The organism is Chamaesiphon sp. OTE_8_metabat_110 (genome assembly GCF_031382685.1).
In the GTDB taxonomy this organism is placed as follows: domain Bacteria; phylum Cyanobacteriota; class Cyanobacteriia; order Cyanobacteriales; family Chamaesiphonaceae; genus Chamaesiphon.
In genome coordinates, this window is record NZ_JANMZA010000447.1 from 1 (window position 1) to 3,938 (window position 3,938).

The following is a 3,938-nucleotide window of genomic DNA, read 5'->3' on the forward strand; positions in this document are numbered from 1 at the left end:
CCCGCTAGCCGATCGGTAATCCTATATTAAATAACTGTCAAATTAGTTAACAATGACAGATATAAATCAAGAACCCCTATTGTTACTTGCAGCCAAAGGTGCGACACTCGATCGTCCGCCAGTGTGGATGATGCGCCAAGCGGGACGTTATATGAAAGTTTATCGTGACTTACGGGACAAATATCCTTCCTTCCGCGATCGATCCGAAAAAGCCGAACTCGCGATCGAAATCTCCCTCCAACCTTGGCGCGCGTTCGAGCCGGATGGCGTCATCATGTTTTCCGACATCCTCACGCCCCTACCAGGCTTGGGAATCCCCTTCGACATCATCGAGAGCAAAGGGCCGATTATCGAGCCAGCAATCCGCTCTCAGGCGCAAATCGACGCCCTCCACCCCCTCAATCCAGAAGAGTCGCTGCCCTTTATTAAAGAGATTTTGGGCACCTTACGCCGTGAAGTCGGTAATAAATCTACCGTCCTCGGCTTCGTCGGCGCACCCTGGACACTAGCAGCATACGCGATCGAAGGTAAAAGCTCCAAAGACTACGCCAACATCAAAGGGATGGCCTTCCGCGAACCCCAGATGCTCCATAGTCTACTCGCAAAAATCGCCGATGCGATCGCCGTCTACGTCCGCTATCAGATCGATTGCGGCGCTCAAGTCGTCCAAATGTTCGACTCCTGGGCGGGACAACTCAGCCCCCAAGACTACGAAACCTTCGCCCTCCCCTATCAGCAACGGGTAGTCCGCCAAGTCAAGGAGACTCACCCCGACACCCCCCTGATCCTCTACATCAGCGGTAGCTCCGGCGTATTAGAACTGATGGGCAAATCTGGTGTCGATATCATCAGCCTCGATTGGACGGTAGACATGGCAGTCGGACGCCAACGGATTGGGGCGCATTTAGGTGTGCAGGGCAATATGGATCCCTGTGCATTATATGGTTCTAAGGATTTCATTCGCGATCGAATCGTCGATACGGTTCGCAAGGCGGGTAAAACCGGACATATCATGAATCTTGGGCATGGTGTCTTACCCACGGTACCCGAAGAAAACGTCGCCCACTTCTTTGAAACTGCCAAGAATGTCGATAAATTACTCTAACCTTTTAGGGTAGGATCGAGATTGAATATCCTCTCTAACTTTCATCAGTTAGGGAGGATTTTTATTTAGAGGAGTTAAACTAATGCGCTATGCAACGATCGTGGAAAAAACACCGAGTAACTATTCTGCTTATGTGCCAGATTTACCTGGTTGTATTGCTATAGGTACGAGCATAGAAGAAGTACTCAGTCAAATTCAATCTGCAATTTCATTTCATTTAGAGGGTTTGCAGTTAGAGGGTTTACCTATTCCTGAGCCGACTACTGTTTGCGAGTATGTTGAAGCTGCTTGAATTGTCGCTCAACTTACGGAAACTGGAATGACTCAATTGAAGATATCTTCAATTGACTTCCAAAATTTCATGAACGATCGATCCAATTCTCATTCTATCTGGCATAGCCCCCGCTATATCTTCTTCCTCTTTCCACTTGCCCTGCTGACTAGCTGCGATCGAGCCGTTACTCAAACAACTAGTCCCACATTTCAAGAGTCTATTGTAGCTCCTGGTATCACCATCCGGACTAATGTGGCACAGAAAACTTACGTTATCGAAGCAGATCTGAGCAAAACAACACTTCGCAGTATTAGTGGTGCGCCGACTCCAGCCGGAAAAGTCGGACAAATGAAATTTGAGGAATTTTGGGCGCAAAATAACAATAACGGTGCGCTGAAAGTATTGATTAACGGCACCTTTTTTCAGACATATAACAAACCTACTGGCATCGCCTTCGGCTTAAAACAAGACAAGCAACTCATCACCTACGGCTATGGATTGAATGAATTTCCCAACCAAACCGTGACCGTCGCTTGGTCTGATGGTAAGATTTCGATCGAGCCTTACCGTCGCAGCACCTTTGATAGCACGATACCCAACGTCGTCGGCGCACTAGCTCCCACTGCTGGCAAAAATGCTAGTAGGGCACTCCCTCGCACCTTTATCGGCGTCAAAAACCAGCTCTCAGACAAAACCTACAGCACGGTGTTATTATTCATCAGTCCTGCTGCGAGCCAAAGCGAAGCCGAGCAAACTTTACAGAAATTTGGTGCCGAGCGCGTCGCCATGCTCGATGGCGGACAGAGTACGGGTTTAATCATCGGTGGTAAATCAATGCTGCAACCGAAAACTCGAATTCCCCAAACGATCGGGATTTTTATAAAATAGCGATCGCAGGCAGTAGTAGTTTATGCTGAAGCGTGGGAAACCCGCCACGATCCGATCGATAAATTTATGCGAAAACTCCTGTTTCTCCTGCCTGGAACTACCCAAAAATTTCACTGTGGGGGCTTGTTTGCCGAACTCAAAACGATCGAATTAGTCAAACAAATCTGCCCCGTTGAAATCGTCACCTATCGTCAACGAGAGCCAGAGCTGGCATATTTAGACGACATTTTAGCCAGCAAACCTCAAGATACGATCTTCGTCGTGAGTTGGGGCTTTGATGTCCCCAAACTAGTCGCTCGCTTGCGGGGCTATCCGACGATTTATCACGCTCACAGTGCTGAATATGGCTTTAGACTACCGCCCCAGATTCCGATTGTTTGCGTCAGTCGGAATACGCTCGGATACTGGGGACAGAGATCGCCGCACGCGCTGTTATACTATTTGCCCAACCAAATTTCCGATGAGTTTGTCAATCGCCAAGCAGACAGATCGATTGATGTTTTAGTTCACTCGCGCAAGTCTTCTAAATATTTATTAAAACAATTAATTCCGGCACTTCAACCTCATTGTAAAGTTAAAATTATCGAAGGATTTGTCGATAGTTTAGCCGAATTATTCAACCAGTCGCGCGTGTATTTATACGACTCCGCCGAGTATTGGGCAACTCAAGGCGTGACTGAAGGATTTGGATTGCAGCCGCTAGAAGCGATCGCGTGTGGTTGTCAGGTATTTTCGAGTGTCAATCATGGGTTGTCAGATTATTTAGATCCGGGATTTAATTGCCACAAAATTGCGGGTTTTAGTACTGCTTATGATGTAGAAAGAATTTTAGCAGTAGTTAAATCGGCTGCGCCAGTTAATAATTTAGAATCCCTCTTAGCTGAATATCGCACGGCAAATATCATGTCACGGCTCCAGGTAATTTTGAGTGAGATCGACAGGTTCTTCGATCGCGTCAATCTGGACAATTCCGATCTTACCGATATTAGCGATCGACAGATTTTGCAGTTAAGACTATCAAAAGCGATTAAAAGTATTCAGAAAAAACTCAAACGTTAAAAATAGCACCAAAAACTTATTCCCGCGTGTAGCTTTTGACAAACTCGATCGGGATTGCCCAGCTATAATCATTAATCTGTTGCTGGAGCGCCTCGCTGGCAATCGTGCCATTTTCGAGCATTTCGGGCGTATTCCAGAGGGGATGGGCATGGACGCCATTAATCCCGATCAGTTTGCCAGCTCGATCGATTAATGGCCCCCCGCTCATCCCTTTGCGAATGCCACCATCAAAACCGATGCCATAGCCCCCAGCAATGGCGATCGGTAAAATTTGGACGATCTGAGCGTTAATAATATGTAGCCCCAAATTGACCTTTGTCGCCCCACTCTGGCGATCTTCTACCGGATCGCCATTCTCACTCGGGAATCCTGCCGACCAGATGCGATCGCCGATTCTGGGACTAGCTGTGGCTAATTTGGCAGTGGTATAAGTGCGATCGTGACTTTGAAAACGGAGGATACTCAGATCGCGATTTTGACCTGATGGCGGCGTAACTAGAGCGGCGGCATACACTTGTCCGTCATGGGTTTGCAGTTGAAAGGGGGCATTAGTAGCTTGGATGACATGAGCATTGGTAATGGCGGTATACACCTGCTGCTGTCGCGCCAGCA

General features: G+C 47.6%; 5 protein-coding genes. 4 read left to right on the plus strand and 1 reads right to left on the minus strand.

The annotated features are described in order from the left end of the window. Window positions 1–52 precede the first annotated feature (52 nt). The 4 genes from hemE (at window position 53) to RMO52_RS16520 (ending at window position 3,326) form a co-directional block, all read left to right on the plus strand. Window positions 53–1,105: a uroporphyrinogen decarboxylase gene (gene hemE / locus RMO52_RS16505; RefSeq protein WP_310416299.1), complete on the plus strand. Its 1,053-nt coding sequence runs from the start codon at window positions 53–55 to the stop codon at window positions 1,103–1,105. A gap of 82 nt (window positions 1,106–1,187) precedes the next feature. Beyond that, a complete protein-coding gene (locus RMO52_RS16510; protein WP_310416302.1) occupies window positions 1,188–1,397 on the plus strand; it encodes a type II toxin-antitoxin system HicB family antitoxin in 210 nt (69 codons plus the stop codon). A 27-nt stretch (window positions 1,398–1,424) separates the two neighbouring features. Continuing rightward, complete coding sequence (locus tag RMO52_RS16515) at window positions 1,425–2,267, plus strand: phosphodiester glycosidase family protein (protein ID WP_310416305.1); 843 nt, start codon at window positions 1,425–1,427, stop codon at window positions 2,265–2,267. A 66-nt stretch (window positions 2,268–2,333) separates the two neighbouring features. Continuing rightward, on the plus strand, window positions 2,334–3,326 hold the full coding sequence (locus tag RMO52_RS16520) for a glycosyltransferase (RefSeq protein ID WP_310416308.1): 993 nt from the start codon (window positions 2,334–2,336) through the stop codon (window positions 3,324–3,326). 16 nt (window positions 3,327–3,342) lie between these two features. Here RMO52_RS16520 and RMO52_RS16525 read toward each other — a convergent pair. After that, a partial coding sequence (locus RMO52_RS16525; protein ID WP_310416311.1) for a serine protease occupies window positions 3,343–3,938 on the minus strand: 596 nt, incomplete at its 5' end.